The organism is Rhizobium indigoferae (assembly GCF_034554815.1).
Classification (GTDB): domain Bacteria; phylum Pseudomonadota; class Alphaproteobacteria; order Rhizobiales; family Rhizobiaceae; genus Rhizobium; species Rhizobium leguminosarum.
Window position 1 is genome coordinate 283,132 of the sequence record NZ_CP140635.1, and the last position, 26,770, is coordinate 309,901.

The window sequence follows — 26,770 nt, forward strand, 5'->3', positions numbered from 1 at the left end:
CCTTTATTTTTTGGGGCGCCTGATGCTCAGAGCGTCCAGGTATCAAGGATGAAGGCGCCGTCGCGGCGATGGATCAGGATCAGGTCGAGAACGTCGAGCGGACTGATCGGCGTGATGCCGGGGATCAGCGCGCCTTCGCCATGACCGTAGAGCGCCTGAAGGGCAAAACGGCACGCATAGACTTTGCCGCCTTCTTCCATGAACTTGACGATCTGGTTGTTGAAATTCAGATGGCCGGGAAAGGCCTCCGCCCCAAGCGTCGGAAAACCGCGCTGGACGCCGAGCGTGACGCCCGGGCCGTAGAGAAGGACCGAGGTCTCGAACCCCTTCCGCTTCAGGCGCGTCGCCTGCAGCAGGTTGACGAATCCGATCGATCCTTCGAAGGCCACTGTATGGAAGGTGACGAGGGCCTTTTCGCCTTCGCCGGCCTGTACGTCCTCAAATACCTTGTCCTCGTAATCGACAAGAAAGTCGCCTTTTTGATTGGCTGGCTTGGTCACTGCGGGCATGGATGGCTCCTTGATTGAAATCCGATCCCCATCCGGGGAGCATCCATCCAATTGCAAGCGCTATGCCAGATTGATTATGCACAAATAGCAGTCAAATATGTCGATAATGCATTCAATTATGCAATCAATAACGAAAGAGAAAATTTTAGAGCTAATTTTCTGAGCGACGGCGTGCAAAAATCGAATGCACGAAAGCTCAATACAGGTGCATTCAATTGGTCGTCAATCATAGCAGGAAGCATTGATACCTGCCCGGCGCGGGCCAGGATCGAAGCTGTTGTCCGAGTTGAGGCCGCCTTTCCGGCGGCGTCGCAATGCAATGGATGCATCTCGGTTCGAAGAAGGGCTACGCGTCAACAGGCGTTATCGCATCAATCGAAAAAATCTAGCTATATTGAATGCAATCAATTAAAGCGGTTGGATGTGTGCGTGAGACCGTTGGTGTACCAACGGAACAAGCCGCCAATTCCGCCGACGGCGAAAGCGGATGCCTGGATTCCGTTCTCGCCGATCACAGTCGTATCGTTCTTTTCAGAAAACAGGAGAAACTATGAGTCATGAACCCACGATCATTCTGGTGCACGGCTTTTGGGGTGGGGCCGCCCATTGGGGAAAGGTCATACTCGAGCTGGCGCATAGGGGCTATCAGTCCGTTCACGCCGTCGAACTGCCGTTGACGTCGCTAGCCGAGGACGCTGAACGGACACGCAAGATGGTGGCCCAACAGAAAGGGCCGGTCCTGCTCGTCGGTCATTCCTACGGCGGTGCGGTCATCACCGAAGCCGGAGATCAACCGAATGTCGCGGGGCTTGTCTATATCGCCGCATTCGCCCCCGATGCAGGCGAAAGTCCAGGCAGCATCACCCAACAGCATCCGCCTGCGGCACTGGCCAATATCGAGCCGGACAGCGACAACTATCTCTGGCTCAAGGCCGACAAATTCCATGAAAGCTTCTGCCAGGATCTGCCTCCCGAAGAAGGTGTCGTTCTGGCGGCCACCCAAAAAGCGCCGCTTGCCGGTACCTTTGGTGACGTCATCACCGCGCCCGCCTGGCGGAAGAAGCCATCCTGGTATCAAATAGCAAGTGAAGACAGGATGATTGCTCCCGAAAATCAGAGGGCAATGTCGGCTCGTCTCAATGCTCGGAAAGTCATGACCTTGGAAGCAAGTCATGCTTTGCCGCAATCAAAGCCTCTGGAGGTCGCGGCTTTATCGATGAGGCGGCCATGGCAGTCTCAAAGTAAGAACAAAGCGCTTGTGGCGGGGGCGTGAGAATGAGCGCCTCCGCGCGAGCCGCTCGATCATCTGCTTGATCGCTTCCGCCTTCCATGCTCCGGCTTAATCCCTGCTGCGCCGGTATCGATGGGATCATTTCAACTAAACGCGCGATGATGGGCACGCTCTTATCACTGAACGACGAGGGCTTGCTTAACTCTTGAAATCAGAACGCGGGAGCCGTCGGCGGTGAAGTGCCCATAGTCGAATTGGACTGGGTCTCCGCTGTTTGTCCACACCACACAATCTGGATTGCACATCGTCTTATAGGTAGAGATGTATGTTGCCCCGCTTCCGGCCAACGCGTCTTGAATGTCCAGACCGATGTGTTGTCGAGGCACCAGATGATCGGCGGCTTTAAATGGTTGCTTGTCGTAGAGACTGTGTGCGAGCAACCGCGGCAGGGAAGATTTATACTCTGCCACTGGTCCGAAGACGACGATCTTTTTGGCAAACGGTGATAGGTAATCCACCGTCTTTCTGATGAGTTTCACGTCATCTTTTGTCCAGCGTCCAGCCAATACGAGAACATCGACTTTATGGCTCGGCAAGAAATCCTTGAACATGTAGTTCATGAGTTCAATGCAGCGTTCCTCGCCTTCGGCGTCGAGGGTGGGACGACACCCTGATGCGTTCGCTTGAATGACATTGGCCCCCGAAAGCGCCCTTAGCCCGGGATATAGATGAGCGGCGTGACTATCACCGACAAGCGCTATGTTTTGCTGATTGTTTGATAGAGCCAGGCAGGCATCACGATCATATTTTTCGATGCCGTCGTTTGACGTGAGGAAGCATTGTCCACTGCGAAAGGCTTTCGAAGGGTCGTAGTCAGCAAATTCCGCCACCCGTTCAACAGCCGTGTTGTCCTCTTTCATTTGATCGGCAGCGAGTTGCCCGACAAATGCCAGCATTGCTACGGATGCGATTGAAGCAGCTCCGGCGGCTACGGACACGAGAGGTCGGTATCTCATTGTTCGGAACGGCGTTTCGACAAATCGCCACGAAACATATGCGACGATGAAACTCAAAGCGATCGGCACCAATTGCCAGCCATGCTCCCAAGCTCCGTACTGGTTCGAAAACACCCAAATCGGCCAATGCCACAGATAGAGGGAGTACGAGATCAAGCCTATAGCAGTGGCGACCCTCAATGAGAGAAGCTTGCTGACAAGGGTGCTTGGGCCCGTCCAGATGATCAGCGCCGTGCCTGCGGTCGCGGGCAACGCCGTCAATCCGGGAAACTCGGACGTCTTCGACAGCAGCAACGCGCTGAGGCAGATGAGCAAAGCACCGATTGCCGAAAGCACATCGTTGATCCGCGCATCAGAGAATTTCGTCAGTGCCGGTCCTGCGATGAGAGCGCCTACGAGCAGTTCCCACGCGCGATACTGTACAAGATAAAAGGCTGCGGAGCGGTTGATTGGAACAGTGATAATGGAAGCAATGATGCTGACCGCAAAAAGCCCCGCTATGGCCATCCCGGTTGCCCTGCGCCCATATCGGCTTGCCAACATGACGATCAGTGGAAAAAAGACGTAGAACTGCTCTTCGACCGACAACGACCATGTGTGCAGGACTGGATTGAATTCCGAGGAATCATCGAAATATCCAGTTGTAAAATAGAAATAAGCATTTGAGGCAAAAAGCGCGGAGGAAGTGACAGACTTAAAGACCCGCAAGCTTTCGTCAGGCAGCATCGTAAAATAAGAAGCCGCCATCACAACGGCATACATGACCACGACAGCGGGAAGAATTCGTTTTGCGCGGCGACTATAAAAGTTGCCAATCGAGAATCGGCCATCCCCAACGTCAGCAAGAATGATTTTCGTAATCAGGTATCCCGAGATCACGAAAAAAATGTCCACCCCGATAAATCCACCGGGGAGAATGCGGTCAAATCCACAGTGATAAAGAATCACAAAAATTACGGCTACGGCACGCAGGCCGTCGATATCTTGACGATGCGTAATCATTTGGGCCTCGATATTTAGCCTCCCAGGATTTCGTACCGTGAGACCGGTCAATATGCAATCAGCATCAGGGTGAAATGAAAACTACTCGCCTTAGACGGGCTTCTGTCCACAGCGAGAAACGGCCTCGAGAGTCGGCGGAGGGGCCGCAAGGGTCATCGGTGTTTTCGGAGTATTGCTTATTTTACCATTCGTCCGATGAAGCTGGCGAGAAGGAGAGCGATGTCCATCCGCTTCTCATTTCGACGGTGATTCGACTAAAGGGCACATTTTACAGCTGCCTTTCAACGGTTCCACAACTCAGCCCATAAGGCTGACGGGCGATTTAACATTGACTGCCGAAACGCAGCGCGGCATTGCAAGGACGGCTTGCAGGCCAAATTGGGCGAACGTGTGACCAACAGAGTGCCGGAAGGCGATCCCAGGGCAGAGCACGCAGCTGGACGGACACAGTTTCAATCGATGTGGCCGGGACGTCATGGGTCTATTTACATGGATTTCTCAGCGGTCGTTCAGTTTAGGATAATTTCCAGATATTCAAACATCCGCCACACGACCCCTCATTATTAGAAGCTGTAACCGTATCGAATGGAGATCCGATGCCCGCCATCTTGCGAAAGAAAATTCACGGTGCATCTACGCGGAGACAGGTCATCGACGGCGCTCCGGACATCGGCGTCGCCTATCAGGTGTTTTCCGATACGGTGGTCGAAGACGTGATCGTCAAGAATTCTCCCCGCGGCTTCAAATTTCACAATGGCAGGAATCTCGTCATACGGCGCTGTGAGACCGATAATGTGAACGGCGACGGCATTTACCTAACCATGACGTCGGACGTGTTGCTGGAGAACAACCGCGTCGGCCCGGCGCCCGGCCAGGGGGCGGATTGTTGCCAATTCGCCTACGAAAACGACGATCGCAATGTGAGCTCCAATGTGGTGGTTCGGGGCAACCTTTTTCTTCAGTCGCCGACCAGCACATCCAACAAGGGGGCGCTGGTTTGCGGTAGAACGCGACAATACCTTGTTGAATACAATTTCATCGGGGGGAAAAATTTCTCCTTTTCATCGATCGGCGACGATGCCGTCGTGCGCAGTAACGTCATGCGCGACGGGAAGATGAATGATTATTCCTTCGGGTATGGGGTTGGCGATCAAGTCGACCATGCTGGCCACCATGTTTATGACAACAGGATCGAGAACAGCAATCGTGGCGTGAGTTTGAGCGGTTACTCGGACCAGAGCCTGGCATTTCGCAAAGACATGGATATCCACGATAACGTGATCAGCGAATGTGAGATTGGGTTTTTTGCCAATCGGCCGTGGTCTGGAAGCTTTCGACGCAACATATTCTTGCGGTGCAAGCAGGACATCTTTCTGAAAGGAAACGGCAGAGCGACTGCGGGGGAAATCGAAGACAACTATCTCAACGACGGCAGCTTTCTGAACGTCACGCCGCCGCCGCTTCGCGTCAAGCCGGACGGAAAGGCTTCCGTTTCCTCCGGCGAATGGACATCCGAGCCCGACGAAATCCGCATCCAGTGGCGGAACAAAGGGATCGATATATCAGGCGCCAACCGGCCCTCCATTGCGATCGAGCCTGGCATGGAATTGTCATGCGTATTGCTGGCCCGCAAGGGGCAGAATTGGATGTTGGCGATTGCCGAGACGGCCTATGACGATTTCACGCCGCGTGCATGGCAAGAAAACATGCTGCCTTGGCAGAAGCGCTATCTCTCTATTTAATCGCCACACTGAGGCCAGGCGGAGCCTCCGTGAAGCCTCCGCGTCTCAAGCCTCACGCGGTCTCCGGTTTGCCAACAACCTCGGACGCAGCTCGGAGAGTGCAATCACCGTGTGTGGCCAGAGAATAAAGGGTGCGAGCATCATCCCTGCCTCTGTCATGGATCCAAGCATGATCAGGATGATAATCACGATCTCCTTCCGTCTGGCGCCCGATTGCTCTTGATCGGATTCGACGATTGTCATCTTCCGGAAAAGACGAGTCACCAAAAACACAACCCATGCACCGACACCGGGAATGCCGATATTGAGGGCAAGTTCGAGATAGGTGTTGTGCGTCGACCGCGCGTCGAACGTCACCTTGACATATTCCTCCATGACATCAGGCTGGCGGAACATCGCAAAGCCGTAGCCGGTTATGGGCCTATCCCATATCAGCGGAAACAGCTGTTCCCAGATGTTGGTGCGCCCCGAGAAAGTAAGGTCTTTGCCGAAAGCTTCAGCAACGGCAGAGGCCACACCTAAATAAATGAAACTGGCCGCAAAACCCACAAGAAGAAACAGCAGAGCGACGACAAATGAGCGAAAAAGGCGATTTGGGTAGACGTGGATAATCCGGATAGCATACAGCATGACACTGCCGAACATCGTCAATACAACCGCTGTCGAGGACTTTGTCGCTACAATCAAAGCGAGGAGGCAAAGCATCGCAGCCCATCGAACAAGCGTGCTGTAACGAAGTCGACCTAGCTTCTGCGTCGACAACAGGCAAACAAAGCTGACTGAGCAAAATTGTCCCAATGTATTCTTGTGGTAAAACGCTCCCTTTACCATACCGGCATAGCTGCCGCGCATGATTGCAAATTGCGGGAAAGCGGCAGTATAGAGAACATTGATAAATGCCGCCGCGATCGCAAAACGCCCCAGGATGCGAAATGCTTCCACGTTGCCATAGCGCGCGCGATAAAGAAGCGGCGGGACCGCAAGAACGATGACGGCGGCCAATCCCTTTAAAGATGCACCTTTGTCAATCGAGAAGACGATTGATGTCAGACAGGAAATGGCAACGACCCCGATGAGCGGTGAAATCCTTGAAAAGGTTCTTATGAATTGCCGTTGTTCCAACAGAAAATACAGACCGGACAATGGGATAAGGCTGTAAAGCATTAACTTCATCGGAAGCGGGTCTACCGACGCGCCATCATCGAAATTTGCAGGCAGGCCGTACCACATGCCGGTCGCCCGCCAAAGCGCCGCATAAAATGCGACAGTAAGAACCAGCTTCGCCAGCACGTCTCGCCTGACGCGCCATCTGGACGCAGTGCGCCGACGGTGGCTGCCTTGATAATAGTCTCGTGCTATAGACGCGTCTTGTATCGCCATTAAGAGCTCTTCTATCTCATGTTCGGGGATGTTCCTATTCGAAATAGGACTGAGCCAAAATCACAATTTACCTCTGTTCGACTCTGTATGCGACATTGAAATCATTGACACTGGTTTCTGTCTACAATCCATCACAAATCGATACGGTTCGATTGGTTCGCCACTCCCAATCCAAAACAGCCGGCACGTAGCTCGTTTGCAGTGTGTGTGGTTGGCGTGCAATTCATGAACCAGATCAATAAGTTATTGCTTCAATTTCTGCTTAAGCCGCCATGTGGGCGCCACTCTAAGCCATATTATTCGTCGAATCCAGTTTGCTAAACCTTCCAATATGTCGCGCCAACTGGTCCTAGCCATCCGCTGCCACACGCTCGCAACTGCGTAACGCCACTATCATTCAATGTGGGTATGATCTTGTCCAACTTCCCCGGCGGGTACGATCGCACCCCTGACGCGCACGCCGGGAGGTTTGCTGTTGTCGCCAATCGAAACCTCGTTCAGCTCGCGGAACCAAAGACCGAACCCGCCGTTGATAGCCATGCCCAACCGTGTCCGGGAGGCAGGACAGACATGGCACGTCAGACATTCTGGAAAGGCTATCTCAAGCTCTCGCTCGTCACCGCCGCCGTCTCGCTGACGCCGGCGACGACCGAAAGCAACAAGGTCCGTTTCCACGTCCTCAATCGCCAGACGAAGAACCGCGTCGAAAGCCGCTATGTCGATAGCGTCACCCATAAACCGGTGGCCGAGAGGGACCAGGTGAAGGGCTATCCGCGCGGCGAGGACGACTATGTTCTCCTCGAAGACGAGGAGATCGAGGAAATCGGGCTCGAAAGCACCCGCACCATCGAGATCGACAGTTTCGTGCCCCGCGGCTCGATCGATTGGATCTGGTACGATAAACCGCATTTTCTGGCGCCCGAGGACAAGGTCGGGGTGGAAGCCTTCTGCGTCATCCGCGAGGCGATGAAGGCGAATGAGGTCGTCGGCATCGCCCGGCTTGTCCTTTATCGGCGTGAGCGTGCCGTGCTGCTGGAGCCGCAAGGCAAAGGCATCGTTCTCTGGACCCTGCGCTACGGCGACGAGGTGCGTGATCCGATAGCCGAACTCGACGATAAGGCCGAGATCGATAGCAAGCTGCTGACGCTGATGACGCAACTGGTGAAGGAAGAGACGAAGGATTGGAGCCCGAGCATGGTGCAGGACCCGGTCCAGAAACGCCTGAAGTCGATGATCCGCGGCAAGCAGAAGAGCCTGAAGAAGGCAGCGCCCGTGGCAAAACCCGCACCGGTGAAATCGACCGGCAACGTCATCAATATCATGGATGCGCTGAAGAAGAGCCTGGCAGCGGAAGGCGGCCAGAAGCCGCGCCAATGAAAAAGTGGCCAGCGATTTTGGGAAACAATATACATAAATCAAAGACTTAAAGCATCGCGGAAATCCACTTTGACGCGCTTCAGGTCCCGCGGCTTCGCCGGCGCGACAAACCGTTGTATTCGCGCGAGGTCGGGTGCGCTTGAGATTGCCCATCGCCCGCCAGGGGGCGAGGCCATCTCAGCTTGCCTTCTTGCTGCGGCTGTCGCTGCGCGCCGGCGCCTTCTTCTTCGCCAGGGCCTTCTTTGCTGGCGCCTTGCCGCTCATCTTGGCACTCTGGCGCAGTGCCTCCATCAGGTCGACGACCTTGCGTTCTGGGGCCTGTTTCTTCTTCGGTGGCGCCCGGCCTTCGATCTTAGCCCTCACCAGTTCGACGAGGGCAGCCTCGTAGCGATCCTCGTACGTGCTCGGTTCGAAGCTGCCTTGCTTGGTGCCGATGATATGGCCCGCAAGCTCGATCATTTCCTTGTCGAACTTGATGTCGGGGATATCCTTGAAGACCGTATCGGCAGAACGCACCTCGTGGTCGAAATTCAGCATCGTCGCGACGATGTAGTCGTCATGCGGACGGATCAGCAGCGTCCGGATGCGCCGGAAAAGCACGGCTTCGGCCAGAGCCGCGACCTTGCCGTCACGCATGCCCCTGGCGATCAGCGACAGCGCCTCCTCGTCATGTTCGTCGACGGGCGCGAGATAGTAAGGGCGGTCGAAATATAGCTTGTCGATATCGTCGAAGGCGATGAAAGCCTTGATATTGAGGACCTTGTCGCTTTCCGGCAGGATTTCGGCGATCTCGTCGCCCTCGATGACGATGTAGTCGCCATTCTCCATCTGGTAGCCCTTGACCTGGTCGCCCCGCTCGACCGGTTTACCGGTCTCGCTGTCGACGAATTGCCGTTCCACCCGGTGGCCGGTCCTGCGGTTGATAATGTTGAAGGAGACGCGGTCAGAGGAGGAAACGGCGGTGTAGAGCCCGACGGCGCAGGCAAGGTCGCCCACCTTCAGATGACCCTTCCAGCTTGCCCGAGCGGCCATTCCATCCTCCGTCGCAAATCAGAGCCGGCTGCCGCTCTTGTCGGTTTCGAGTTCCTGAAATGCCCATCCGCAGCCGTCGGGTGCGGGATAGGCGAGCAGCGCATCGCCATTGCCGATCTTCTGGCGCGATGCGGCGTCCTTGGCATGGACAATCGCTTCGTCAGCTGTCGCATAGGTTTCCGAAAGTGTGTCGCCGAGCTTATAGGCCCAGCCATTGTCATGCGGCACGACCTGATAGGTGATATCGGCCATTTCGGATCTCCTCTTCTCAACTAAATAGGGTGCATGATGTCGTCGGCTAGTTCCGCTTTGATTTGCGCCGTTCATCGAGCGCAATGATCTTCTCCAGCGATGCGATGTCCTCGCTGGTGACGACGGGAACCGGATCGGCAGCGATGGCTTCCAGCACCGCCTGTGAGACGGCGCCATTTCGGATCGCCCATTCCAGCGTTTCGCGGGTTTCCCGCTCGGCCTTCAGCTGCGCATAGAGCGCAACGATCAGCCGATCGCGAACATCCATCCGCCGGCCTTGGTTATCCATGCTGCGGACGTCAGGCATCGCAATCCACCTTTGTCACTGATTTCGTTCAGGTGTATTCAACTGATGACGGATGGAAAGGTTCCGAAACCCATGGCGGCGTTTGCCATTGCCGCCTCAGGCGGAAATCACCATCTGCAAGATATTCGCAAGAGGATTTCAACATGGCCGATCTCAAGGCTCGTCCCCGCCCGACCGGCGCCACCGCCGTTCTCGGCCGTACCGGTTTCCCGCACGTCACCTCCGCCACCAAGGGCGAGATCGATATCGTCACCGCGCCGTCGCAGCCGGGTTTCAATCCGCTCGATCTGCTCTACTCCTCGCTCTCGGCCTGCCTGGTGCTCAGCGCCCGCATCGCCGCCAGCCAGATGGGCGTTCTCGACAAGATCAGCGAGATCACTGCCGAGGTCACCGGCGAGAAGGCGGCGGAAGGCCTTTCGCGCGTCGCCAAGTTCAACATCGCCTTTTCGATCAAGGGCGATATCGACGAGGAAACCCGACAGAAAATCGCCCATGCCGCCGAAGACGAGATCTGCACGGTGAGCAACACCATCCGCGGCAATCCCGAGTTCTCGACGACGATATCGGGATAAGGTTAAATCTGCATAATAATTATAGACAATAGAGGGCGGAGGATTGCGTGACCAATGCCCGGCTTCTATGCTCGGGCATCGAAAGCAATGATCCCGGCCACCATGCAGCCCAAGCCTCTCCCGACGTCTGAACAGCCCGTCGTCGCCATCATCGGCGGCGGTGTCTCCGGAGCCGGCGTCGCCTATCATCTCGCGAGAGCCGACTGCGGCGAGCGCCCTGCCATCATGGTCTTCGAGCCGCGCGCCGAACTCGGCCGCGGCCTTGCCTATGACACGGCCGATCCGGCCCACCGCATCAATGTTCCCGCCGCCAAGATGAGCCTGCAGCCCGATGACCTGGGCGAATTCCTGGCCTGGATCGAAGCCCGCGACGCCGTCGCCGGCGACCCTGAGGCCAGGCAGCCCGATGGCTCGCTCTTCCCCCAGCGCCGGCTCTTCGGCGAATATGTCGCCTCGCTGCTGAAGCCGCTGCTGGAAGACGGTAGCGTGCGTCATTGCCGCGCTGCGGTGACGGCTGTCGAAGCCCGTGCCGGCCGTTGGTCGATCCGCGACGACAGAGGCGGCGTGACGGAGGCCGATATCGTCGCGATCGCCACCAGCCATCCGCCGCCGGCAGCCCCCGGCCGGCTTGCGAGCCGGCTTGCCGCCCATCCCCGTTTCGTCGCCGATACCACCAAGCCGGGCGCGCTCGACGTGGTCCGCCCGCATGACCGGGTGCTGGTCATCGGCAATGGCCTGACGGCTGCCGATGTCATTGCCTCGCTGGCGCAGCGCGGGCATGACGGTTCGGTGACCGCGATCTCGCGCCGCGGTCTGCGGTCTCGCGGCCATCCGCCGGTACCGCAGGAGCTCTTCGGCGATTTCGTCTCCAATGCCGCCCATTCGGCCATATCGTTGTTGGCAGCGATCCGCACTGCCATAAAAGCGGCGAAGGCAGAGGGCATAAGCTGGCATGGCGTGATCGATCAGGTGCGGGCGCAGGGATACGATCTCTGGCAGGCGCTACCGGTTGCCGAACGACGCCGTCTCGTCCGCCATCTGCGTCCCTATTGGGATGTGCATCGTTTCCGTATCGCCCCGCAGGTCGAGGCCGTGCTCGACGCAGCGATTGCCTCGGGCCATCTGGATATCCTGGCCGGGTCGGTTGCCGATGCGCGCATTGAGGGCGAACTCATTCTTTGCACCCTGCAGCCGCGTCATCAGCGCCAGCTGTTGGAGCGGCGCTATGACGCCGTCGTTGTCACCACCGGCCCGGCGCATGGTGGCATTCTCGAAACCCAGCCCTGGCTCGCGGCACTTGCGGCAAGCGGCCACCTATCTCTCGATCCGACCGGCCTTGGCCTTGCCTGTAACCAGCATTCGCAAGCGATCGGCCCGTCCGGACATGCAGATCCTTCGCTGCTGATCTCCGGCCCGTTGGCACGCGGCACGTTCGGCGAGCTGATGGGCCTACCGCAGGTGACCGAGCATGCGTTCTTCATCGCCGGCGAGATCGCCGAAAAGCTGCGGACCAGCGCGACGAATAGGCATCCTGCCTGATTTTCCACCAATATGTCGCTCTTCGACTGTCCCCGGTGATCGACTTCTGATAGTCACTCGGCCACCAATTCCCGCCCGGCATTCGGGCGACCAGAAATATCGAGACCATGTCGCAGGCTGCCTCCACCCTTTCCGAAGCCTCGCCTTCCAATCGTTTCGCCCTCGCGGCGCTGCTTCTCGGCGGGGCGGCGATCGGCGGCTCGCCGATCTTCGTCAGACTGTCCGAGGTCGGACCGATGGCGACGGCCTTCTGGCGCGTGGCGCTGGCGCTGGTCCCGATCCTCATCGTCTCGCTGCTGAAGAAGGATGCGGGGCCAAAGCCGCAGAGCCTTTCCGACTATGGCATGCTGATTCTGCCAGGCGTCATGCTGGCGCTCGACCTGGGCGCCTGGCACCTTTCGCTCACCATGACGTCGGTCGCCAATGCGACGCTGCTGGCCAACCTCGCACCGGTTTTCGTCACGCTGATCGCCTTCCTCTTCTTCAGCGCGAGGATCAGCCGCATCTTCATGCTCGGACTTGCCGTGGCTCTCTCCGGCCTCGTCATTTTGAAGGGCGGGCCCGCAGCCATTGGCAACGGCGATTTCAGCGGCGATGGCATCGCGATGATCGCCGCCTTCTTCTATGCCTGCTACATCCTGGCGATCGGCAGGCTGCGCAGCCGGTTCGATACGATCCGCATCATGTTGTGGAGCACAGCCTGCGCTGCGGTCTGCATCTTTCCGATCGGCGTGATCTACGAGGGCCATATGCTGCCCGCAACCGTCTATGGCTGGTCGATCGTTTTCGGCCTGGCCTTTATCAGCCATGCCGGCGGGCAGGTGGCGATCACCTATGCGCTGGCCTATCTGCCGGCGGCCTTTTCCTCGCTGACGCTGCTGTTGCAGCCGGTCGTTGCGGCCATTCTCGCCTGGGCGTTGCTCAACGAGGCGATCGGGACGATGCAGGCGCTCGGCGGCGCCGTCGTGCTGGCCGGCATAATGGTTGCCCGCCGCGGCTGATCGTCAGCGATTTTCCTGCAGCAGCCATTTCTGGATGATCGGAATGTCGGCATCGCCGAGATCGTGGCCGCCGGGGATGACGTCGGAATCGACGGTGGCGCCTGAACTCTTCAGCCTCTCTTCCAACTCGCTCGCATATTTGCCGTAGGCATCCGTCTTGCCGCTGATGACGAGCAGGTCCGTGCCTTTCAGATCGGCATGCGGATAGTCGCTGAGCACAGGCATGGAGCGCAGCAGCACCGCCTTGTGAACCAGGTTCGGGTGCAGGTAGAGCAGCGAGTTCAAAAGGTTGGCGCCATTGGAGTAGCCGACATAAACGACCTTCTGAGGATCGAGCCCGTAGGATTTGACGGCGCCCTCGATGAAGGCCGCGAAGGCCTCCGCCTCGGTCTTGATGTCGTTCTGGTCGAAGGAGAAGGGAGTAATGCGCTTGTACCAGCGTGGAAACCCTTCCTCCGTCGCCCGGCCGCGCACGCCAAGCAGCGTCGCCCGCGGCGCCGCCTTGTTCAGCAGCGGCATCAGCGTCGTCTCGTTGCCGCCGGAGCCGTGCAGCAGCACGAAGACGCTGCCATCGGGGTCCGGGGGCGTATAGAAGCGATGGACGAATGGCAGCTCGCGATAATTGATGCGCGGCTGACCGGGCATTGAAAATTGCGGCAGCATCACCTTCAGGTCATGGAGATTGGTGATGGCTTCGGGTGGCGCGAAGAGCTTGCCCCCGAGGGCGGCGTGCTCTTCGTCCACGGTCATGCCCGGCTTGTCGGTCGCAAGCTCCACCAGCGTGCCGCCGGGCTCGCGCGCATAAAGCGAGCGGAAATATTTGCGGTCGTGCATATTGGTCGGCGACGCGTCGGTCGCTTCCAGCGCCTTTCGCACCGAATGCAGCGCCTCCTCGTCGGCGGCGCGGAAGGCGACGTGATCGACCGTGCCGGTGCCCGGCGCACCGGACCAGAAGCCACGTGCATCGCGCACGTCGATAATGTCGCCGGACTGCGACACCAGCCTGTCGATCGTGCCGCGGCTGGCCTGCAAACGGTAACCGAAATGGCTCTCGAGGAAGCTGCGGCTTTCGGCGGGCTTCTCCGTCAGCATGGTGGCGCCGCGCACCCGCTGGATGGCATGCTCGACCGGGATCGAGGCGCCGTCCCAGGCGGCCGGCGATACCAGGTTCTTTGCGCCTGCGAGCTTGAGGATGATGTTATCTGGGTCCTTCAGCCGCAGGACGGGCTCACCGAATTCGTCGGCCGGGCCCTCTGAGCGCAGGCCGAAACTCATGGCGCGCGTCAGCCAGTAGCCGATGCTGGCAGGGTCGATCGACAGCGATATTTCGCTGATCTGGCCATAGCCGGCCCGGCCGGGCGCGCCATCTTCCCAGGCGAGGAAGGTCAGCAGCGACCCCGGCGTCCCTGCCGCATCGCCATAGAAGAGATGAAGTTGCGTCGCGTCCTCGTAACCGGCTGTCTGCTTGACGAGCCGCATGCCGAGAAATCCCGCGTAGAAGTCCACGTTCGCCTGCACCTTTCGGGTGACGGCCGTGACGTGATGTATGCCTGATACCATCGAGAGCAGTCCTGATTGAAGCGGCGTCGTCAGGAGCGCGAGTATGAGAGCTGCGAAGGTCATACCGTTGCCAATGACGATCGCTTAGTTTTGTTCCGCACAAAGCGCAAGCGAATCGCCGCGCTGCAACAACTCCAAATGTTCAACATCTTCGAGCGCCTCTTCCAGTTGCTGCAGGGTCGGCGGCTTGACCATATAGGCGCGCGCGCCGAGATTTCTGGCCCGTCGCATGTCGCTCTCGTCGCTTGACGTGCTGAGGATGCAGACGGGAATTTGCTTGAGGCGGACGTCGGCTGAAAGCGCATGCAGCACCTCGAAGCCGTCCATGATCGGCATGTTGATGTCGAGCAGCATCAGGTCGATCTGCGGCACATCGGCGATGCCTGCGCGTTCTTCGAGCAGCCGCATTGCCTCGCGTCCGTTGGTGGCGACATGCAGGTTGAAATTCACCTTCTCCCGCCGCATCAGCTTGATCTTCAGAATCTGGATGTCGGCCGGGCTGTCTTCCACCAGCAGCACCTCGGCCAGCCTGCCCGAACCTTCGCCTGGCTGCTCCGCCGGCTTGGCGCTGTGCGGGATGACCGATGCGGCAGGCGGCGTGGACCTCACCTCGGCGAGCGGCACTTCGAGAATGAAGGTGGCGCCCGGCCCATTTTCTGCCTCGCACCAGATCGAGCCGCCATGCATCTGCGCGATGCGGCGGCAGATGGCAAGGCCGAGCCCGGTGCCTTCGATGCCACGACCGACGAGGCGCTTGAACGGCTGGAAAATCAGTTCGCGATGCTCCGGATCGATGCCAGGCCCGTTGTCACCCACGGTGAGGCGGCAGATATCGCCCTGCGCTTCGCCTATGATGCTGATCTCCGGAACCTTCTGCTCGCAATAGCGGATGGCATTCGACACCAGGTTCTGCAGGAGCTGGGTCAGCAGCGTCGCATCGCCCATGACCTCCGGCAGCGCCCCGCGGATGATGACGGCGCCGCGGCTTTCGGTCTGCTGACGCAGATTGTCCTCCACCTGGTCGAGCACGGCCGATAGCGAGACCGGCCTGAGCTCCAGCCCGCCGTAGGCCTCGAGCTTGGTGAAACCCGAGACTTTGACGATCAGGTCTTCCATATGGTCGGCGGCGCTGAGTACGTAATCAAGCAACTCCCGGTCTTCGGCCGGGAGCGCGGCAGAGCCGTGCAGGATGCGGCTGAAGGATTTGATCGTCCGGAGCGGCTCCTTCAGATCATGGGCCATGGCGCGAGTGAAGATCTCCAGCGATTGTCGCTTCTGCTCCAGTTTTGCTTCCAGCATGCCGTGCATGATGGCGTTCTGTATGCAGCGATGCAGTGTTTCAGGCGAAAGCGAATCCTTTGTCAGATAGTCGCGTGCCCCGCTCTTCATCACCTCGACGGCGACGGTTTCGTTGCCTTGGCCGGTCAGCATGATGACGTTGGCGGCGGGGTCATCCTCCAGGATATCGGCAAGAACGCCGAGCCCGTCGCGCCCCGGCAGCGAATAGTCGAGCAGGATGCAGTCCGGCCGTTTCCGGCCGTTCAGTGCAAGGCCCTCTTCGCCCGTCTCCGCCTCCACGACGGTATAGGCGGTGCTGGAAACGCGGCCCAATATGCGGCGATAGACCTCGCGATCGTCGATGTTGTCGTCGATGATGAGAATGGAGCAGTGTTCCGCCAATCTGTCAGTCCTCGAGCGGCAGGATGGCGATTTCGAACCAGTATTCCTTCAGCCGCTGGATCGCGGCGAAGAGCCCGTCGAGATCGACCGGCTTCTGCACATACGTATTGGCGCCGAGCGCATAGCATCCTTCGATGTCACGTTCGTCGTCGGAGGTCGTGAGGATCACCACCGGGATCTTGCGCCAGCCGGCATTCGACTTGATCGCCTCCAGCGTCTTGCGGCCGTCAAGGCCCGGCATGTTGAGATCGAGCAAGATCAGTCCCGGTTTCGGCACCATCGAGGCGAGCATGTCGAGCGCTTCCTGACCGGAAGCCGCCCAGCGGATCGAGTTGCGCAGGTTGGTGCGTTTGAAGGCGCGCATCGTCGCTTCGAAATCGTCTTCGCTGTCTTCGACGATCAGGATCGGTTGCGTGTCACGCTGCTGCATTTTGCCCCTCGCGCTTTTTTCCCAAGGTGAAATAGAATGTTGTGCCGGTGCCGACCTCGGATTCCAGCCAGATATCGCCATTGTGCCGCGCGATGATCTTGCGCACGAAGGTAAGGCCTGCTCCGGTGCCGTCGTCGGAATCCTGCGACTTTTCCAGCCGCTTGAAAATGCGGAAAATATCCTCGTGGAATTCCTGCGGGATGCCCTTGCCGTTATCCTTAACGAAAAACACGTTGCGGGCAACCGTGCCGTCCTTGCCGACGAACCGGTCGAGGTAACCGATCGAGACGAGCGGCGCCGGCTTGTCGTTGTATTTGATCGCATTGGTAATGAGATTGCGGAACACTTCGGTCAGCCGCGGCGCGTCGCAGACCACCTCCGGCAGCCGGCCGTCAATGATGACCTTGGCATGCCGCTCCTCCAGCAGCAGTTCCATCGTCGCGACGACATCCTTGACGATCAGGCCGATATCGGTGCGTTTGACCGCCAGCTGCTGACGCCCGAGCCGGGAGAAATAAAGTAGGTCGTTGACGAGTTTCTCCATGCGTTGGCTGAGACGCACGAGGCGGTTCAGCCGGCGCACGCCGTCCTCGTCGAGCTTGTCTTCATAGTCCTCCAGAAGGAAGCGGGAGTGGTTGTGCAGGCCGCGCAGCGGCTCTTTGAGATCATGCGAGGCGATATAAGCGAATTCATCGAGGTCGTGGTTGCTGCGCTCGAGCTCGGCCGTATAGGCCTCGAGCTGGGAAAGCGTCGTTTTCATCCGTTCTTCCTGCCGGACGCGCTCGCTGATGTCGCGCACGATACCGACGAAGGTCTTTGTATGGCCGGTGACGACGGCGCTGATGGAAACATCGATCGGAAAGACGATGCCGTTCTTGCGTCGTCCGGAGACCATGCGCGTCGTGCCGATGATGCGCTCCTCGCCGGTCTGCCGGTAATGGGCGAGATAGCCGTCGTGCTCGGAATGGTAGGGTTCGGGCATCAGCATCTTGATGTTCCGGCCGATCGTCTCCTGCGGGGAGTAGCCGAACATGCTTTCAGCCGCCGGATTGAAATTCTTGATCGTTCCACGCTCGTCGATGACGACGACGGCATCAGGGGTGCCGCGCACCAGCGCGCCGAAGCGGACGCGCTCGCCTTCCAGGTGATGGGTGTTGCGCATGAAATAGTAGACGAGGAGCGCGATCAGCCAGAGCGTGGCAGCCGTAATAGTGCGGTTGGCGATCTCCTGCCAGAACGCCGCCTCATTGTGCCTGACGGCGAAAAAGCCGAGCATCAACAGCACTGTGCAGGCAAAGGCGAAGAAAAGCGGCGCATTTCTGTTGCCGAACCAGAGCGCCGTCAGCACCAGCGGCACATAGAGAATGCCGTTGGCGACACCCAGCGGCGTATAGAGATCGACGAGAAGGCCGGTGAAGCAGACCGCAGCCGGGATCCAGAGCGGGATCTGCGCCCGGTTTGCCGGCTGCATCCACCAGGAGCGGGCGAGAAGCCCCGAGCCGAAGATCACGATGCCGATCGCCGTATGCAGCGCCATTGCCGCATAGGGACCCCAGCGGTAACCCTGTTCGGCATCGGTGACATAGCCGGCCAGCGCGATCATGCCGAGCGTGACAACGACATAGCTCGTCAGTTCCTGCACCACCTGGCTCTTTTTCTCCATGTGGAGCGAGAGCAGCAGCGAAAGATTGGCGATCAGGAAGACCAACGCCGTGTTCGGTCCCATGCCGCCGCCGATCTTGGCGATGAAATCGGGAGGAACCAGGAAGCGCGTGATCAACACGTCGACATTGTGAAAAGTCCGCCCGATCGTGACGATTTCCACGAGCCGGGCCGCAGCGATCGCCGCCGCAAGCCCCGCCGTGATCGTTGCCGTCACGCGAAAACGGCGGGCCGCCAGTGTCGAGGCGGCAAGCCCCACGCCGGAAAGCACGAAGCACAGCGCGGTGTTGAAGGCCATCGACGGAAAGCCAGGAACCAGCGAAATGACAATCTCGACCTGCAGCAGCCAGCCGGCAAGGGCAGTCACGCCGAGAAGGAACATCAGGCAGCCGACCGCAATCGCAAAGGCACGGTAGTGCCGCCTTGGCTGGTCCTGCAGGTCCACGTTGCCCTGATCCTGCACCCGTGTGTCCTCCTTCGGTTCGCGCGGCCATCTTTTCCGAAATCGAGGAATACTCAATAGGCAAGGCGGGGCGGTGCCACGCTTTTTGCGAAATGATCTGCGATGAGGTATATCGAATTTCAGTGGAACCGCGATATGGTGATGTCGAAGGACAGCGAGGTTCATTCGAACAATATCCAAATTACGGTGCTAGATGACCACCCTATTTTATGTCGACGACAGCAAGGATGACCTCTTCTATCTCGACTATATCTGCAGAAAGCAGCAGATAGACGTCGATCTATTCTGTTTCTCCGCAGCCGAAATGGCGCTGGAGGCGCTGGAGACGCGCGCGGCGGAAGGCAAGACACCGCCTGACGTGCTGGTCGCCGATCTCTACATGCCACTCGATAGCGGCATCGGCCTGATCACTCGGTTGCGCCTGGATGATCGTTTCAAGGCGATGCGGCTTGCTATCTGCAGCGGATCGGATGCTGCCGAGGACCGCGCGCGCTCACTCGATGCCGGCGCCGATGTCTATCTGGAAAAGCCACTTGACCTTGCCTCGATCATTCTCAATCTTGAGATGTAGAATACGGCGAAAGCCGGATGACCTGTTCCCCCTCATTCGTCCAAGCCATATGACGAACCGCAATTGACAAGGTCGAGGACGCATCACAAGATGCAACCGGAGCGAAGAATATGGAACGCAAAATAAGCGCTGAGAGAACCGATCAACCCGCGTTCGCCGCCACGAACATCAGCCAACCCCTTAGCTGAATGGGTCTATCGGCTCTCTCGCGCTTACGTCTGGCACTGCCTTCTCGCATTCATGGATGTTGAATGCAGGAAGAATACGATACCCAGGTAAGAACTACTGCCCCTCAGTAAAATCTGCCCGTGCATCACCTGTCGTTGAGATAATTGATGATTTCCGCCTTACATATCGAAAGTCCCCGTTTTCGATATCCCTCATCAACCGTCTCGCAATTTTTGTAGCTCTTCGCGTTTAAGACGTATATCCCAAGATTTCGGGATTAGAGGTATTGGCGGGAAGAGAGGAAGAGTTGGAATGAGCAATGCCCCGGCAATTCCCTTTCATGCCGGACCGGAGCTTAGCCGGGCGATCAACCGCACCGATTTTTTCCGTCTGCTGAAGTCGGCGGCGCAGCATTACAACTTCAACAATTTCGCGCTTGCCCGCATTTCCGAGGCTTCGGCCCCTTTCGGTGAACGTGATATCGTCATCACCAATGTCGCCGAGCGACGTGTCGGCCTTTTCATCACGACGTTGAAGGAAGCGCTCGGGACCGTCCGGGCAAAGAGCGCCCAGTTCCTGGCAACGCCGGTCCATGGCAGGAGCGCACAGCCGGAAGCTTACCCGTCCAATCTTGTTTTCAACGAATTCCTGAGCGGCGTCTTTCTCTTCATCCCGCTATTTACGCCGGAAGGGCGGCGATATTGCCTCGTGCTCAGCGGCGAGCGTCAGGAGCCGGATCAGAGTGAGATCGCCGACATGCTTCTCGACGCCATGCGCATTTTCGACAAGCTCTACGAGGAAATCCTGACGCCGGAAATGTCCGGACGGCTGACCCAGCGCGAATCGGAAATCGTCAAATGGACGAGCGAAGGCAAGACGTCGGCGGAAATCGCCATCATTCTCGGTCTGTCCGAACATACGGTCAATTCGCACATCACCGCGGCCGCGCGCAAACTTGACGCTGTCAACCGCGTTCATATGGTGGCGATCGCCTTGAGGAATGGTTTGGTTTCGTGAAGTTGGTTTCGGGATTGGGGAAATGAGATGATGATCACCGAAACGAGCCGAAGGAACACTGTCAAGGTTCTCTTTGTCGATGACGAATTCATCGAATTCCGTGCGCTCAAGAAGAAGATCGCCGATCTCTCCGAGCCGGCCGTCGAGGTTGAATATTCGCCATCGATCGGTGACGCGCTGGAAAAGATCCGCTTGGCGCGCTTCGATCTCATCCTGCTCGACAACCGCCTGCTGCCCAATGCCGATTTCCGCGAAACGGTGCCGGAGCTGCGGGGCATCGGTTACACCGGCCCGATCGGCGTTGTCTCGACCGATATATCGGGTGGTTATTTCCAGGAATTCCCGGATTACGGCGTCGATTTCCGCATCGGCAAGGACGAAATCGATGCCCAGGCGCTGCAGCACATCATCCGCGAATATGTGACCTATGACGTCCCGGATTTCTGGAAGGACGATTACAGCATCTAACCATCAAGCGATGGGAAGGCGGATGATGAAACAGCTGCCGCTTGCATCCGAATGTTCGAGGCTGATATCGCCGCCAAGCGCCGTCAGAAACTCCCGCGCCGTCGTCAGTCCGAGACCGGCGCCCTGGACTGCTCCCGGCTTCGGCAATTTCCAGAACGGCTCGAATATCCGCTCCCGATAAGCCGGATCGATGCCCATCCCATTGTCGGCAATCCGGATGAACCAGTCCGTCCCCTCGCGCTCCGCGGCAATGGCCACACGCGGCGACACTTCGCTGCGATAGGTGAGGGCATTGGTCAGCAGATGCCGCAGCACCAGACCGAAGAGGGCAGGGTCGGTACGGATGGAAGGCAGGCCGTCGCTTTCAAGCGTTGCCTCACGGACCGCCGTCTCATCGGTCAGTTCGCCCCAGACATTTTCGGCCAACGCCTGCAGATCGATCTCTTCAGGCGTCACCTGAGGTGTGCCACCGGCAAGGCTCATCAACGCCTTGGTGAGACGCTGCGCCGTCTGCGCCTTTTCCATGATCATCCGGAGGCTCTGAAGCTGTTCGCCGTCGAGCGTCTCCTCGAGATCGTCGAGCAGCAGCTCGGCATACATGGCGATATGGCGGAGCGGCGATTGCAGGTCGTGCGAGGCGGTTGCGAGAAAACGCTTGATGCGCTCCTCGCTGTCTCCGGCAACGGTGGTTTCCGGCGGTCTCGTCGGGTCGGATGACATCTGGCGGTTTCCCCGATCTCAATTGCAGCGCCGCGCGTCTTTTCAGACGCGCTAAGGACGCTCTAACACTTTGAATTGGCACATAATGCAGCAGCCGACAATAGAAAGAGGGCGCCGGCTCTGCAACCGGCGCCCTCTTCAAAGATGCGTTAAAAACGGGGATTTAGCTCGCGGACTTGCGCGGGCGACCCTGTTCCGGCGGGATGATCTCGACTGCCGCATCGGTTGCCGGTGCCTTGGCATGGCGGCGGCGCCAGTCGCCCAGGAAGAGCAGGATGGGTGCTGCGATGAAGATCGACGAGGCGCCGGCCACGAGAATGCCGAAGACCATCGGGATCGCGAAGCTCGAGACGGCACTACCGCCCCAGATCGCCATCGGCACCAGAGCGAGGAAGGCCGTCGCATTGGTGTAGAGGCTTCGCGCCAAGGTCTCGTTGATCGACTTGTCGATGATCTCGCGCAGCGGCATCGACTTATAGAGTCGCATATTTTCGCGCATGCGGTCATAGACGACGACCTTGTCGTTCACCGAGTAACCGACGAGCGTCAGAATGGCGGCGATCGCCGTCAGATTGAAGTCGAGGCCGGTGATCGCGAAGAAGCCGATCGCCTTGGTGACGTCGAGCACCAGCGTGACGATGGCGCCGACGGCAAACGGCCATTCGAACCGTACCCAGATATAGATGAGCATCGCGAAGCTTGCGATCACGACCGACAGGATACCGGCCCAGGCAAGCTCGCCGCTGACCTTCGGCCCGATGACGTCGGTGCCCTCGATGGTGGCGGTCGGATCGATTTTGGCGACTTCGGCCTTCAGCTTGGTCACCGCTGCCGTCTGTGCCTCTTCGCCGCCTTCCTGCCGTTGGGCACGAACGAGAATGCTGTTCTTGTCACCGAAGGACTGCAGCGAGATTTCGCCGAGACCAAGCGTGTTCAGGCCTTCACGGAACGTCGCAAGATCGGCCGGGGCGGTGGTCCTGACGGCCATCTGGATGCCGCCGCGGAAATCGACGCCGTAGTTGAGGCCGGGATGGATGAAGAGCACGACGGAGGCGATCGAAAGCAGCGCTGAGACGGTGATGCCGAAGAAGCGCGCCTTCATGAACTGGATGTGCTTGTCATAGGGGCTGAACGGGATCAACGGCCGGATGTTCAGCACCTTGAGCTTTCTGCGGCGGGTGATCTCGATCATCGCCACACGCACGAAGGCGACCGATGTGAACATCGAGATGATCAGGCCGAGCGCCATGGTCACGGCAAAGCCGCGAACCGGTCCGGAGCCGAAAAAGAACAGGATGGCCGCAGCGATCAGGGCCGTCATGTTGCCGTCGATGATGGTCGAATAGGCACGGCGGAAACCGGTGTCGATGGCGGCGAAGGCGCTCCTGCCCTTGCGCGTTTCTTCGCGGATGCGCTCGTTGATGAGAACGTTGGCGTCGACCGCAAGGCCGATGCCGAGCACGACACCGGCAATGCCCGGTAGCGTCAGCGTCGCACCAACCAGCGTAAGCGCCGAGAAGGTCAGGATCGTGTGAATCAACAGTGCGATATTCGCCAGGAAGCCCCAGGTGCCATAGAGAACGAAGATGAAGACTGCGACGAGGACAAAGCCGACGATGCCGGAATAAATGCCCATCTTGATCGCGTCGGCGCCGAGGTCGGCGCCGACGGTGCGCTCCTCGATAACCGTCAGCTTGGCGGGCAGGGCGCCGGCGCGCAGCATGGCGGCCAGCGTCGTGGCGCTATCGGCCGAGAAGCTGCCGGAGATCTGACCGGAACCGCCAGTGATCGGCTCGCGGATAACAGGCGCGCTCAGCACCTTGTCGTCGAGGACGATGGCGAAGGGATTGCCGACATTCTGGCGGGTGATCTCGGCAAAGCGGCTGGCGCCGGCGCTGTCGAAGCGGAAGCTGACGATCGGCTCATGCGTGTTCGGGTCGAAGCCGACGCGGGCATCCGAAAGGCGGTCGCCGGAGATTTCGACGCGGTCGAGGACCGGATAGGATCGGCCTTCATCGTCCTTCAGCATGGTCACGCCGGGTCCGGGCGCATTGTTCGGCGCCAGCATGTGGAACGACATCTTGGCGGTGGAACCGAGAAGTTCGCGCAGGTGTGACGGATCCTGCGCGCCCGGAAGCTGGACGAGCACGCGGTTGGCGCCGATGCGCTGAATGGTCGGCTCGGAGACGCCGACCTGGTCGACGCGCTGGCGGATGACTTCGAGGCTCTGCTGGACGGCATTGTCGACATTGGCGGAGATGCCGGCCGGCGAGAAGCCGACGGTGATGGTGGCGCCGTTCGCAGTGACATCAAGATCGGCCTGGCCGGCGCTGAGGCCAGTGCTGATCGGGTTGGCGAGCGTCTTGAGTTCGGTGACGGCAGCATCGCTCTGTGAGGCATCGGCGAGCGTCACGACGATCTGGTTCTGGCTGCGGACCACGGCTTTCGGCTGGATGCCCTTTTCGCGCAGCACGCGGCGCGCATCCTGAAGCAGCGATTGCAGCCGCTCCTTGGTCAGGTCGGCTTCGTCGACTTCCAGAACGAGGTGCGAACCGCCGCGAAGGTCGAGGCCGAGCGACACCTGCTCATGCGGCAGCCAGGCCGGCACGCGCTGGAGGACGGATTGCGGCAGGACGTTCGGCAGGGCGATCAATAGGCCGAGTAGGATGATCACCGTATAGGTGAACACCAGCCATGGTGAAGTACGCATGTTGTATTCCTTGATATCGAGGGCCGGCGCTCGGGCGCTGGCGGCATGTCGTCAATGTCGGAAGCGCCGATCGGCGCGAGCGTCAGGCAGCGACCGGCGGTGCGCGCGGCTGATGGGTCCTGGAGACTGCGGCGTGAAGCGAAGCTTCGAATGCCGGAAAAGCGGCTGATATGTTCCAGCCGGCGAAATCAAGGGCCGGAGCGGCGGCAAGGGCAGGCGAGCCGGCGTCATGTGCCGTCTGCTTCGGCGCAAGCTTGCGCTCCGTGGCAAGCAGCCCACGCACGGTGTCGCGCGCAGTCAACTGCGGCGGCTGCGGATCTCGACCGGAAGAGGAAAGCGTATTGACGGCAGCGGCTGGCGAGATCACCAGATTGCCGCCGAAAAGCAGGCCGAGATAGGCAAAGATGGCGACGAGGAGAGAAGCGGCGATACGGCTCGTCAGACGGTGCTGGTCCAGCTCCATCTTCTCCGTCCCGGCGATGTCACTCCCGTATCGGCTCAAAAGCGCGCCAATCTCTCATTCTCTTTCCGGCGGAGGGTCGTCCGTCGGCATAATTGTATCAGGCCCATGCCCGTCTTCATAGGGTTCACTCTCATGATGCACTTGGGCGAGCCGGTCAACCATGCCAAGCGCGATTTCACGCTCGCCCATGATGACGGTGTCGGCGCCATAGAGCTTCAGCTCATCGACCTCGGCGTCGGAATGGGCGCGGGCGACGATGAGGATCGACGGATTGACGCTGCGCGCCTGCTCGGCGATGCGGCAGGCCTCGAAGGCGTTGGGGATAGCGATGGCAATGCTGCGGGCGCCGGAAAGATTGGCAAGGTCGAGCGTTTCCCGCATCACCGCATTGCCCGCCAGGGTTTCGATACCCTGCACCTTCAGCTCGCCGATGCGCTTGTCGGAGTCCTCGATGACGAGAAAAGGTGTGGCTGACGACTTGAGATTCTGTCCGACGATGCTGCCAACCCGCCCATAGCCGACGAGAATGGCGTGGCCGCTGAGAGCGGTTGGGTGCACCTCGTCGTCTTCGGGCGGCATCTCCTCCTGCGCTGCTATCGCATCCGCAGCGGGAGCAGGGTCTGCCACGACGTCTTCGCGCTTTGCACCATCCAGCAGCGGCCGCATGCGGTCACAGAGGAAAAACAGCAGCGGATTGAGGATGATCGAGATGATGGCGCCGGCAAGGATCAGATCGCGGCCTTCCTCCGGCAGCAGCCCCAGTTCGACGCCGAGGGCGGCGAGGATGAAGGAGAATTCGCCGATCTGGCCGAGGCTGGCCGAAATCGTCAGCGCGGTGCCGAGCGGCTTCTTGAAGGCGAGCACGATCAGGAGCGCGGCGACTGACTTGCCGATGACGATGATGAAGATGGTGGCAAGGATCGGCAGCGGTTTGTCGATCAGGATGTTCGGATCGAACAGCATGCCGACAGAGACGAAGAACAGCACGGCAAAGGCGTCGCGCAGCGGCAGGCTTTCCTGTGCTGCGCGATGGCTGAGCTCGCTTTCGGCAAGCACCATGCCGGCAAAGAAGGCGCCGAGCGCCAGCGATACGCCGAAGAGCTTTGCCGCTCCGAAGGCGACGCCGAGCGCGATCGCCAGCACGCCGAGCCGGAAGAGTTCGCGCGAACCGGTATGAGCGATGCGGTGCATCGTCCATGGAATGAGCTTACGGCCGAAGACCAGCATCAGCGCCACGAACAGCGCCACCTTGACCAGCGTCATGGCTATCATGCCGCCGATGCCGAGATCGAGGTCGAACAGGCGGCTCAGCGCGGCCGAGAGCGGCTCGACGGGAGCGTGACCCTCACCGCCGATGCTGGCTGCGGCCGGGATCAGCACCAGCGCCAGCACCATGGCGAGATCCTCGACGATCAGCCAGCCGACGGCGATCCTGCCGCGCTCCGTCTCGACGAGGCGCCGCTCCTGCAGCGCTTTCAAGAGGACAACGGTGGAGGCGACCGAAAGCGCCAGGCCGAAGACCAGACTGCCGCCGGTCGGCCAGCCCATGAAGGCGCCAAGCCCCCAGCCGAGCAGTGTCGCGAAGGCGATCTGCACGATCGCGCCGGGCACGGCGATGCCGCGCACCGATAGCAGGTCTTTCAGGGAGAAGTGCAGCCCGACGCCGAACATCAGCAGGATGACGCCGATTTCGGCCAGCTCCGGCGCAAGGTTCTGATCCGCCACATAACCTGGCGTATGTGGCCCCACAAGCACGCCGGCGATGAGATAACCGACGAGCGGCGGCATCCGCAGCCGATGGGCGAAGGCGCCGAAGATGAAAGCCAGCACGAGGCCGCCGACGATTGTCGAAATCAAGGGCGTATCGTGTGGCATTGCTGTCTCCCGATCTGGAAATC

General features: G+C 59.4%; 24 protein-coding genes and 1 pseudogene. 10 read left to right on the forward strand and 15 right to left on the reverse strand.

Annotated features, from left to right (window positions below; translation table 11 throughout):
• Nucleotides 1-26: 26 nt before the first annotated feature.
• Nucleotides 27-509 carry an MSMEG_0572/Sll0783 family nitrogen starvation response protein gene (locus U5G49_RS01470; RefSeq protein WP_018244765.1) on the reverse strand — a complete coding sequence of 161 codons (483 nt, stop codon included), beginning with the start codon at nt 507-509 and terminating at the stop codon, nt 27-29.
• Between the two features lie 51 nt (nt 510-560).
• On the opposite strand from U5G49_RS01470, the gene U5G49_RS01475 reads away from it, so the two are divergent.
• Nucleotides 561-1,070 (forward strand): hypothetical protein, encoded by a 510-nt coding sequence (locus U5G49_RS01475; RefSeq protein ID WP_193446827.1) that lies wholly within the window; start codon nt 561-563, stop codon nt 1,068-1,070.
• Nucleotides 1,060-1,754: pseudogene (locus tag U5G49_RS01480) on the forward strand (alpha/beta hydrolase). Before U5G49_RS01475 ends, U5G49_RS01480 begins: the two are co-directional and overlap by 11 nt.
• 162 nt (nt 1,755-1,916) lie before the next feature.
• Here U5G49_RS01480 and U5G49_RS01485 read toward each other — a convergent pair.
• On the reverse strand, nt 1,917-3,758 hold the full coding sequence (locus U5G49_RS01485) for an acyltransferase family protein (RefSeq protein WP_047622551.1): 1,842 nt from the start codon (nt 3,756-3,758) through the stop codon (nt 1,917-1,919).
• A 596-nt stretch (nt 3,759-4,354) separates the two neighbouring features.
• Between U5G49_RS01485 and U5G49_RS01490 the strand changes: the two genes are divergently transcribed.
• Nucleotides 4,355-5,500, forward strand: a complete 1,146-nt coding sequence (locus tag U5G49_RS01490; RefSeq protein ID WP_193446796.1) for a right-handed parallel beta-helix repeat-containing protein — start codon at nt 4,355-4,357, stop codon at nt 5,498-5,500.
• Between the two features lie 45 nt (nt 5,501-5,545).
• Here the strand turns inward: U5G49_RS01490 and U5G49_RS01495 are convergent, their stop codons facing one another.
• Together U5G49_RS01495 and U5G49_RS01500 are read right to left on the reverse strand one after the other, a co-directional pair.
• Entirely contained in the window at nt 5,546-6,880 is a 1,335-nt protein-coding gene (locus U5G49_RS01495; protein ID WP_047622549.1) for an O-antigen ligase family protein, read from the reverse strand.
• 393 nt (nt 6,881-7,273) lie between these two features.
• Nucleotides 7,274-7,420 (reverse strand): hypothetical protein, encoded by a 147-nt coding sequence (locus U5G49_RS01500; protein WP_155295872.1) that lies wholly within the window; start codon nt 7,418-7,420, stop codon nt 7,274-7,276.
• Nucleotides 7,421-7,450: 30 nt separating this feature from the next.
• Between U5G49_RS01500 and ku (U5G49_RS01505) the strand changes: the two genes are divergently transcribed.
• Nucleotides 7,451-8,257: a non-homologous end joining protein Ku gene (gene ku / locus U5G49_RS01505; protein ID WP_018445839.1), complete on the forward strand. Its 807-nt coding sequence runs from the start codon at nt 7,451-7,453 to the stop codon at nt 8,255-8,257.
• A gap of 177 nt (nt 8,258-8,434) precedes the next feature.
• On the opposite strand, the gene ku (U5G49_RS01510) is transcribed toward ku (U5G49_RS01505), so the two are convergent.
• Genes ku (U5G49_RS01510) through U5G49_RS01520 form a run of 3 tightly spaced genes read right to left on the reverse strand, consistent with a single transcriptional unit; the run spans nt 8,435 to nt 9,848 of the window.
• Nucleotides 8,435-9,289, reverse strand: a complete 855-nt coding sequence (ku, locus tag U5G49_RS01510) for a non-homologous end joining protein Ku (RefSeq protein WP_193446797.1) — start codon at nt 9,287-9,289, stop codon at nt 8,435-8,437.
• Between the two features lie 18 nt (nt 9,290-9,307).
• The gene (locus tag U5G49_RS01515; RefSeq protein ID WP_047622573.1) at nt 9,308-9,541 is read right to left on the reverse strand and encodes a DUF2188 domain-containing protein; all 234 of its coding nucleotides are present in this window, start codon (nt 9,539-9,541) and stop codon (nt 9,308-9,310) included.
• 46 nt (nt 9,542-9,587) lie between these two features.
• On the reverse strand, nt 9,588-9,848 hold the full coding sequence (locus U5G49_RS01520; protein WP_193446798.1) for a hypothetical protein: 261 nt from the start codon (nt 9,846-9,848) through the stop codon (nt 9,588-9,590).
• A gap of 143 nt (nt 9,849-9,991) precedes the next feature.
• On the opposite strand from U5G49_RS01520, the gene U5G49_RS01525 reads away from it, so the two are divergent.
• The 3 genes from U5G49_RS01525 to U5G49_RS01535 all read left to right on the forward strand — a co-directional run bounded on the left by U5G49_RS01525 (nt 9,992) and on the right by U5G49_RS01535 (nt 12,960).
• On the forward strand, nt 9,992-10,420 hold the full coding sequence (locus tag U5G49_RS01525; RefSeq protein ID WP_018445837.1) for an OsmC family protein: 429 nt from the start codon (nt 9,992-9,994) through the stop codon (nt 10,418-10,420).
• A gap of 54 nt (nt 10,421-10,474) precedes the next feature.
• Complete coding sequence (locus U5G49_RS01530) at nt 10,475-11,959, forward strand: FAD/NAD(P)-binding protein (RefSeq protein ID WP_047622545.1); 1,485 nt, start codon at nt 10,475-10,477, stop codon at nt 11,957-11,959.
• A 107-nt stretch (nt 11,960-12,066) separates the two neighbouring features.
• The gene (locus U5G49_RS01535) at nt 12,067-12,960 is read left to right on the forward strand and encodes a DMT family transporter (RefSeq protein WP_193446799.1); all 894 of its coding nucleotides are present in this window, start codon (nt 12,067-12,069) and stop codon (nt 12,958-12,960) included.
• A gap of 3 nt (nt 12,961-12,963) precedes the next feature.
• Here the strand turns inward: U5G49_RS01535 and U5G49_RS01540 are convergent, their stop codons facing one another.
• From U5G49_RS01540 to U5G49_RS01555, 4 genes are read right to left on the reverse strand one after another with little or no spacing between them, the layout of a single operon-like run.
• Nucleotides 12,964-14,583, reverse strand: coding sequence for a VOC family protein (locus U5G49_RS01540; protein WP_193446800.1), 1,620 nt, complete (start codon nt 14,581-14,583; stop codon nt 12,964-12,966).
• Nucleotides 14,584-14,604: 21 nt separating this feature from the next.
• A complete protein-coding gene (locus U5G49_RS01545) occupies nt 14,605-16,200 on the reverse strand; it encodes a response regulator (RefSeq protein ID WP_018244781.1) in 1,596 nt (531 codons plus the stop codon).
• A gap of 4 nt (nt 16,201-16,204) precedes the next feature.
• On the reverse strand, nt 16,205-16,630 hold the full coding sequence (locus U5G49_RS01550; protein WP_018244782.1) for a response regulator: 426 nt from the start codon (nt 16,628-16,630) through the stop codon (nt 16,205-16,207).
• Nucleotides 16,617-18,920, reverse strand: coding sequence for a sensor histidine kinase (locus U5G49_RS01555; RefSeq protein WP_193446801.1), 2,304 nt, complete (start codon nt 18,918-18,920; stop codon nt 16,617-16,619). The genes U5G49_RS01550 and U5G49_RS01555 overlap by 14 nt, the downstream gene beginning before the upstream one ends.
• 28 nt (nt 18,921-18,948) lie before the next feature.
• On the opposite strand from U5G49_RS01555, the gene U5G49_RS01560 reads away from it, so the two are divergent.
• The 3 genes from U5G49_RS01560 (at nt 18,949) to U5G49_RS01570 (ending at nt 20,979) form a co-directional block, all read left to right on the forward strand.
• On the forward strand, nt 18,949-19,326 hold the full coding sequence (locus tag U5G49_RS01560) for a response regulator (RefSeq protein ID WP_018445831.1): 378 nt from the start codon (nt 18,949-18,951) through the stop codon (nt 19,324-19,326).
• A 480-nt stretch (nt 19,327-19,806) separates the two neighbouring features.
• Nucleotides 19,807-20,511 (forward strand): response regulator transcription factor, encoded by a 705-nt coding sequence (locus tag U5G49_RS01565; protein WP_018244785.1) that lies wholly within the window; start codon nt 19,807-19,809, stop codon nt 20,509-20,511.
• A 30-nt stretch (nt 20,512-20,541) separates the two neighbouring features.
• Nucleotides 20,542-20,979, forward strand: coding sequence for a response regulator (locus tag U5G49_RS01570; protein ID WP_018445830.1), 438 nt, complete (start codon nt 20,542-20,544; stop codon nt 20,977-20,979).
• Nucleotides 20,980-20,982: 3 nt separating this feature from the next.
• On the opposite strand, the gene U5G49_RS01575 is transcribed toward U5G49_RS01570, so the two are convergent.
• The 4 genes from U5G49_RS01575 to ybaL all read right to left on the reverse strand — a co-directional run bounded on the left by U5G49_RS01575 (nt 20,983) and on the right by ybaL (nt 26,747).
• The gene (locus tag U5G49_RS01575) at nt 20,983-21,699 is read right to left on the reverse strand and encodes a sensor histidine kinase (RefSeq protein WP_018244787.1); all 717 of its coding nucleotides are present in this window, start codon (nt 21,697-21,699) and stop codon (nt 20,983-20,985) included.
• A gap of 163 nt (nt 21,700-21,862) precedes the next feature.
• Nucleotides 21,863-24,409 carry a protein translocase subunit SecD gene (secD, locus tag U5G49_RS01580; protein ID WP_193446802.1) on the reverse strand — a complete coding sequence of 849 codons (2,547 nt, stop codon included), beginning with the start codon at nt 24,407-24,409 and terminating at the stop codon, nt 21,863-21,865.
• 82 nt (nt 24,410-24,491) lie between these two features.
• Complete coding sequence (locus tag U5G49_RS01585) at nt 24,492-24,872, reverse strand: hypothetical protein (RefSeq protein ID WP_018244789.1); 381 nt, start codon at nt 24,870-24,872, stop codon at nt 24,492-24,494.
• Nucleotides 24,873-24,926: 54 nt separating this feature from the next.
• Nucleotides 24,927-26,747 carry a YbaL family putative K(+) efflux transporter gene (gene ybaL, locus U5G49_RS01590; protein ID WP_018445828.1) on the reverse strand — a complete coding sequence of 607 codons (1,821 nt, stop codon included), beginning with the start codon at nt 26,745-26,747 and terminating at the stop codon, nt 24,927-24,929.
• Nucleotides 26,748-26,770 lie beyond the last annotated feature (23 nt).

What these genes read in the sequence shown, in the direction of transcription:
- U5G49_RS01560 (WP_018445831.1), top strand. Translation starts at nt 18,949, where the DNA reads ATGACCACCCTATTTTATGTCGACGACAGCAAGGATGACCTCTTCTAT.
- U5G49_RS01530 (WP_047622545.1), top strand. Translation starts at nt 10,475, where the DNA reads ATGCCCGGCTTCTATGCTCGGGCATCGAAAGCAATGATCCCGGCCACC.
- U5G49_RS01520 (WP_193446798.1), bottom strand. Translation starts at nt 9,848, where the DNA reads ATGCCTGACGTCCGCAGCATGGATAACCAAGGCCGGCGGATGGATGTT.
- U5G49_RS01585 (WP_018244789.1), bottom strand. Translation starts at nt 24,872, where the DNA reads ATGGAGCTGGACCAGCACCGTCTGACGAGCCGTATCGCCGCTTCTCTC.
- U5G49_RS01470 (WP_018244765.1), bottom strand. Translation starts at nt 509, where the DNA reads ATGCCCGCAGTGACCAAGCCAGCCAATCAAAAAGGCGACTTTCTTGTC.
- ku (WP_018445839.1), top strand. Translation starts at nt 7,451, where the DNA reads ATGGCACGTCAGACATTCTGGAAAGGCTATCTCAAGCTCTCGCTCGTC.
- secD (WP_193446802.1), bottom strand. Translation starts at nt 24,409, where the DNA reads ATGCGTACTTCACCATGGCTGGTGTTCACCTATACGGTGATCATCCTA.
- ku (WP_193446797.1), bottom strand. Translation starts at nt 9,289, where the DNA reads ATGGCCGCTCGGGCAAGCTGGAAGGGTCATCTGAAGGTGGGCGACCTT.
- ybaL (WP_018445828.1), bottom strand. Translation starts at nt 26,747, where the DNA reads ATGCCACACGATACGCCCTTGATTTCGACAATCGTCGGCGGCCTCGTG.
- U5G49_RS01550 (WP_018244782.1), bottom strand. Translation starts at nt 16,630, where the DNA reads ATGCAGCAGCGTGACACGCAACCGATCCTGATCGTCGAAGACAGCGAA.
- U5G49_RS01500 (WP_155295872.1), bottom strand. Translation starts at nt 7,420, where the DNA reads ATGGCTATCAACGGCGGGTTCGGTCTTTGGTTCCGCGAGCTGAACGAG.
- U5G49_RS01565 (WP_018244785.1), top strand. Translation starts at nt 19,807, where the DNA reads ATGAGCAATGCCCCGGCAATTCCCTTTCATGCCGGACCGGAGCTTAGC.
- U5G49_RS01575 (WP_018244787.1), bottom strand. Translation starts at nt 21,699, where the DNA reads ATGTCATCCGACCCGACGAGACCGCCGGAAACCACCGTTGCCGGAGAC.
- U5G49_RS01535 (WP_193446799.1), top strand. Translation starts at nt 12,067, where the DNA reads ATGTCGCAGGCTGCCTCCACCCTTTCCGAAGCCTCGCCTTCCAATCGT.
- U5G49_RS01525 (WP_018445837.1), top strand. Translation starts at nt 9,992, where the DNA reads ATGGCCGATCTCAAGGCTCGTCCCCGCCCGACCGGCGCCACCGCCGTT.
- U5G49_RS01515 (WP_047622573.1), bottom strand. Translation starts at nt 9,541, where the DNA reads ATGGCCGATATCACCTATCAGGTCGTGCCGCATGACAATGGCTGGGCC.
- U5G49_RS01540 (WP_193446800.1), bottom strand. Translation starts at nt 14,583, where the DNA reads ATGACCTTCGCAGCTCTCATACTCGCGCTCCTGACGACGCCGCTTCAA.
- U5G49_RS01570 (WP_018445830.1), top strand. Translation starts at nt 20,542, where the DNA reads ATGATCACCGAAACGAGCCGAAGGAACACTGTCAAGGTTCTCTTTGTC.
- U5G49_RS01490 (WP_193446796.1), top strand. Translation starts at nt 4,355, where the DNA reads ATGCCCGCCATCTTGCGAAAGAAAATTCACGGTGCATCTACGCGGAGA.
- U5G49_RS01485 (WP_047622551.1), bottom strand. Translation starts at nt 3,758, where the DNA reads ATGATTACGCATCGTCAAGATATCGACGGCCTGCGTGCCGTAGCCGTA.
- U5G49_RS01555 (WP_193446801.1), bottom strand. Translation starts at nt 18,920, where the DNA reads ATGAACCTCGCTGTCCTTCGACATCACCATATCGCGGTTCCACTGAAA.
- U5G49_RS01495 (WP_047622549.1), bottom strand. Translation starts at nt 6,880, where the DNA reads ATGGCGATACAAGACGCGTCTATAGCACGAGACTATTATCAAGGCAGC.